This is a genomic window from Candidatus Binatia bacterium (genome assembly GCA_036382395.1).
Taxonomy (GTDB): Bacteria; Desulfobacterota; Binatia; order HRBIN30; family HRBIN30; genus JAGDMS01.
In genome coordinates this window covers 1-4,788 of the sequence record DASVHW010000084.1, presented here as the reverse complement: position 1 = coordinate 4,788, position 4,788 = coordinate 1, and the positions used below count along the sequence as shown (strand labels likewise).

Annotated in this window: 5 protein-coding genes; 4 read left to right on the top strand and 1 reads right to left on the bottom strand. The window is 64.6% G+C overall.

Annotated features, from left to right (window positions below; translation table 11 throughout):
* Positions 1 to 106: 106 nt before the first annotated feature.
* A complete protein-coding gene (locus tag VF515_04250) occupies positions 107 to 310 on the top strand; it encodes a CDGSH iron-sulfur domain-containing protein (GenBank protein ID HEX7406847.1) in 204 nt (67 codons plus the stop codon).
* A 39-nt stretch (positions 311 to 349) separates the two neighbouring features.
* On the opposite strand, the gene VF515_04245 is transcribed toward VF515_04250, so the two are convergent.
* The gene (locus VF515_04245; GenBank protein ID HEX7406846.1) at positions 350 to 1,363 is read right to left on the bottom strand and encodes a TIGR03617 family F420-dependent LLM class oxidoreductase; all 1,014 of its coding nucleotides are present in this window, start codon (positions 1,361 to 1,363) and stop codon (positions 350 to 352) included.
* A 196-nt stretch (positions 1,364 to 1,559) separates the two neighbouring features.
* On the opposite strand from VF515_04245, the gene VF515_04240 reads away from it, so the two are divergent.
* From VF515_04240 to VF515_04230, 3 genes are all read left to right on the top strand, one after another.
* Positions 1,560 to 2,228, top strand: coding sequence for a DUF2760 domain-containing protein (locus tag VF515_04240; GenBank protein HEX7406845.1), 669 nt, complete (start codon positions 1,560 to 1,562; stop codon positions 2,226 to 2,228).
* The gene (locus tag VF515_04235) at positions 2,225 to 4,078 is read left to right on the top strand and encodes an Hsp70 family protein (GenBank protein HEX7406844.1); all 1,854 of its coding nucleotides are present in this window, start codon (positions 2,225 to 2,227) and stop codon (positions 4,076 to 4,078) included. Before VF515_04240 ends, VF515_04235 begins: the two co-directional genes overlap by 4 nt.
* Before the next feature lie 54 nt (positions 4,079 to 4,132).
* Positions 4,133 to 4,788, top strand: a 656-nt coding sequence (locus VF515_04230; protein ID HEX7406843.1) for an Hsp70 family protein, incomplete at its 3' end; no start/stop codon positions are given.

The following is a 4,788-nucleotide window of genomic DNA, read 5'->3' as shown; positions in this document are numbered from 1 at the left end:
CGGGGCGTTCCGACTTGAATCACACGGAGGAGAACTTGCCCTAGCCGTTGCCGGCCGGTAGACAGGTATGCTCAGCGTTCAAACCCTCTGAGCCGGAAGGTGGGTTATGGCAGATGTGCAAATCAAAACATTCAAGAACGGTCCACTCCAGGTGAAGGGGCCGATTCAGCTGGTTGACGGAAACGACGGGGCGTTCACTCTGGTGAAGGACCCGGTCTACCTCTGTCGCTGCGGTCACTCCGCCAACAAGCCGTTCTGTGACGGTGCCCACGCCAAGACGGGGTTCACGTCTGAAGAACCGGCGCGGTGAGGCAGTCGCGGACGGGGAGCACCCAGGCATTTCTCCGACTCACCCGTTGAACGCCTGCACCATCTTGCGCCAGCGCTGCGTGTCGCCGGAGGGGAACGCGAAATAGAAGGCCACCCGGTCCAAGTACCCCTCGTACTTCTTCTTCACCTTCTCCGCGATCTCGTCGTACGTAGCGGTTACGGCATACACGTCCAGCATCTCGTCGGTGATCTCGCTCGCCATGGCGCCCCAGTCGCCGCGTTTCGACAAATCGGTCAGTCGATGGGCGGTCTCGCCCCAGCCGTGCATTTCCAACACACCGCTGTACGCCGGGGTCGAGGCGTAAAACGAGATCTGCTGCCGCACCGGTTCCTTGGCTGCTTCGATTTCGGCCGCGTTGGCACCGGTGATCACAAACGCGGTGGTGGAAATGGCAATGTCGCCGCGCTTGCGGCCGCCCTTCTCCAGCCCCTTCCGAAGGTTGGGCAGCACCACCTCATCGAAGTACTTGAGGGAGTGCAGCGGGTGCGCGTGGAAGCCGTCGCACAACTCCCCGGCGAGCCGGCACATGTACTCGTTCACCCCCGCAATGTAGATCGGCGGCCGCGGGTACTGGATCGGCCCCGGGTTGAAGAACGGCGTCATCAGGGTGAAGTTGTAGAACTTGCCCTGGAAGCTCGGCCGCGTGCCGTTCTGCCAGCAGTCCCAGATGGCGTGGATCATTTCGATCATCTCGCGCAGCTTCGGCCCGGGCTGTTCCCACTTCACGCCGAAACGGCGCTCGTTGTGCCCTTTAACTTGCGTGCCCAAGCCGAGGATGAACCGGCCACGCGACTGCTCCTGTAGATCCCAACCGATTTGCGCCAGTACCATCGGGCTGCGTGGAAAGGCGACGGCAATCGCGGTGCCAAGTTTGATACGCGTGGTGTGCTCCGCCGCCAGTGCCAGTGACAGGAATGGATCATGCGACGTCTCCGCCGTCCACAGAGTGTCGAATCCCATCTCCTCCAACGCCTTCACCCCAGCCGGAACGTCGCGTAGTGATGCCGGTAGAAATCCGGTGTCGAGCTTCACAGGGAATCTCCTTGAGAAGAGTCTTCAGTTAGCGGTTGAGCCCGCCGCATTCCTCGTCTAAGTACCGGGCGGACGATAGCCGAAATCCACGCGTGACGCCAAGCGGCTCTGGTTTTGCCACCAGCACTGGAGCCGGATGGTCCGGTTGGCTATATCGAACAACCGAAGAGCACGCACGACTATGGGGGAGGCCGACATGCAAGAGCGCCCGAACGGGAGCGCCACACTGGTGGTGACCATCGTGGTGGTCGCCATCATCCTGGCAGCCGCAAACGTCGCTGTCCTGATTCTGAGCGTCAGTGCAACGGGAGCAGGTGAAGCGCCTGGCCTCGGTGCGCTGTCGAAAGTGTATCTCCCCGGCTTGATCTACTTCATCGCCGCGCCGCTGTTGGCGGCTCTGCTGCTGGCGCTGTTGGCGACCCGGCGTACGGCCGGCGTCGGCAGGCCGGGCGACGCGGCCACACCCGCTCCGCTCCTACCGCCCTCCCCCGCTCCCGCCCTCCGTCTTCTCGGTTTGCTGCAACAGGAAGCCCGCCTCGTCGATTTCATCACGGAGGACATCGACGGCTACAGCGATGAACAAGTCGGCGCCGCCGTGCGCACAATCCACGCCGGATGCCGCAAGGTGCTGAACGAGCACGTGCAGCTGGAACGCGTCTTCGCGGCGGATGACGGCAGTGAAATCGTGGTCGACAAAGGCTTCGATCCGGCCGCCGTGCGGCTTACCGGGAACGTGACCGGAGACCCGCCGTTCCGTGGTATTCTGCAACACGGTGGCTGGCGCGTCGCCAAGATCTCACTGCCGGAAGCAGCCCCAGCCGTTGATCCGGCAATCGTCGCAGCGGCGGAGGTGGAGATTCCGTGAAAGCTGGCGGTCAGCGCCCAGCGATCGGCGGTCAACCCGCTGCACGCTTCGTCGTCGGCATCGACCTCGGTACCACCAACAGTGTCGTCGCCTTCAGTGACGTGAGCGGTGACGATCCCGGTCCGCTGCAGGTGTTCGCCATCCCGCAGGTCGTCGCTGTCGGTAGCGTCGAAGCGCGTCCGTTGCTCCCGTCGTTTCTCTACGTACCCGCAGCGGGGGAGTTTCCGGCGGATGCCCTACGCCTGCCCTGGAACGACAAGCCCGACCACGTCGTCGGGCATTTTGCCCATAAGCGCGGCGCCGAAGTCCCGGCGCGCTTGGTCGCGTCGGCGAAGTCCTGGCTGTCCTATGCTGGGGTCGATCGCACCACGCCGATCTTGCCATGGGGCAGCCCCGACGACGTCGCCAAGCTGTCGCCCGTCGCCGTGTCGACGGCGTACCTGTCGCATATCCGTCATGCCTGGAATGCGGCATTCCACGATAGCCCGCTCGAGCGACAGGACGTTTTGCTCACCGTACCGGCGTCGTTCGATGCCGTGGCGCGGGAGCTCACCGTGCGCGCCGCGCACGAGGCAGGGCTTCCACACATCACCCTGCTGGAAGAACCGCAGGCGGCCTTTTATGCCTGGATCGATGCCAACGGCGACCGTTGGCGCGAGGCGGTGCATGTCGGCGATGTGGTCCTGGTCTGCGACGTCGGCGGCGGCACCACCGATTTCACCCTGATTGCGGTGCGACAAGAGCACGGCAGCCTGGCCCTCGACCGCGTCGCGGTCGGCGATCACATCCTGCTCGGCGGCGACAACATGGACCTCGCCCTTGCCTACGGCGTCCGCAACCGTCTGGCGGAAGCCAAGACCCAGCTCGATCAATGGCAGTTCCGCGGCCTCACTTTGAGCTGCCGCGAAGCCAAAGAGCGACTGCTTACTGGTGCTACGGCGACCAAGCATGCGGTTGCGATCCTCGGCCGGGGCCGCAAAGTCGTCGGCGGAACCGTGCGCACGGACATCGAGCGCCAGGAAATCGACCGCATCCTCATCGACGGATTCTTCCCGCGTGCGACGTTGACCGACCGACCGCAGTCGCAGCGCCGCTCGGCCCTGCAGGAGATCGGCTTACCCTACGCCACAGATCCGGCGGTCACGCGGCATCTCGCCTCCTTTCTCAGTCGGCATCGCGAAGCAGCGGCCGGCGCCGAGAGCGCCACCGCGGCGCATCCGACAGCGGTATTGTTCAATGGCGGCGTCATGCACGCATCCGCCCTGCGCCAGCGGCTGCTCGAGGTGCTCGAAAGCTGGTTCGACCCCGGCCAATCCATCCGCGTGCTCGCCGGCGGCGATCCGGAGCATGCAGTGGCGCGCGGCGCCGCCTATTACGGACTGGCACGCCGGGGCCGCGGTGTGAGAATCCGCGGCGGCACCGCGCGGGCCTATTACATCGGTATCGAAACCGCGATGCCGGCCGTGCCGGGCGTGCGCCCCCCCATCAAGGCCCTCTGCGTCGTACCCCGTGGACTCGAAGAGGACAGCGAAGTGCAGCTGCCGGCGCAGGAGTTTGGCCTGGTCATCGGCGAACCGGCGGAATTTCGCTTTCTCAGCTCCGCGACCCGTCGGGATGATCAGGTCGGCACCCTGGTTGAAATCTGGGATGACGACATCACCGAGCTGGTTCCGATCGAAACGACGCTCGAATGGGAAGGCCAGGAAGGCACCACCGTACCGGTTCGGCTCGAGGCACGCGTCACCGAGGTCGGCGTGCTGGAGCTGTGGTGCGTGAGCCGGGATGGCACGCACCGCTGGAAGCTGGAATTCAGTCTCAGGGGCCAAGGGTCAGAGATCGGAGGCCGGTGAGGAGGAGAAGAAGATGCTTTCCCAGCCCCAACCCTCAAGCCCCCAAGCCCCTCTATGAAACGCTACATCATCGGCATCGACCTCGGCACCACGAACTCGGCGGCGGCGTACGTCGACATGTCCGATGCGTCGCACGGCGTGCACCAGCTGTTGATCCCGCAACTCGTTGCCGAGGCCACGGTGGCGGAGCGTTCGACGCTGCCCTCCTTCCTGTACATCGGCGGCGAGCATGACGTGGCACCCGGAAGTCTCGCCCTGCCCTGGGATCACATCCGCACCTATGCGGTCGGAGAGTTCGCCCGCGCCCAAGGCGCGCGTGTGCCCGGCCGACTGATTTCTTCGGCGAAGTCGTGGCTGTGTCATGGCGGAGTCGACCGCGAAGCGGCTATCCTGCCGTGGGCTGCACCCGCCGACGTGAGCAAGCTTTCACCCGTCGAGGCTTCGGCGCGATATCTCCTCCATTTCCGGGAGGCCTGGAAGCAGCACTTTCCCCACGCGCCCTTGGAAGCACAGGATGTTATCCTTACCGTCCCGGCGTCTTTTGATGAAGTTGCCCGGGAGCTGACAGTCGAGGCTGCACACCGTGCCGGCTTGCCGCGTGTCATCTTGTTGGAAGAGCCGCAAGCAGCCTTCTACGCCTGGGTCCATCACCACGAGAAGACGCTGGACCAGCTCGCCGGCGTCAACCGGATTCTCGTCGTCGACATCGG

Excerpts from the sequence above, each read along its gene's own strand:
- VF515_04250 (HEX7406847.1), top strand. The coding sequence starts at position 107 with ATGGCAGATGTGCAAATCAAAACATTCAAGAACGGTCCACTCCAGGTG.
- VF515_04240 (HEX7406845.1), top strand. The coding sequence starts at position 1,560 with ATGCAAGAGCGCCCGAACGGGAGCGCCACACTGGTGGTGACCATCGTG.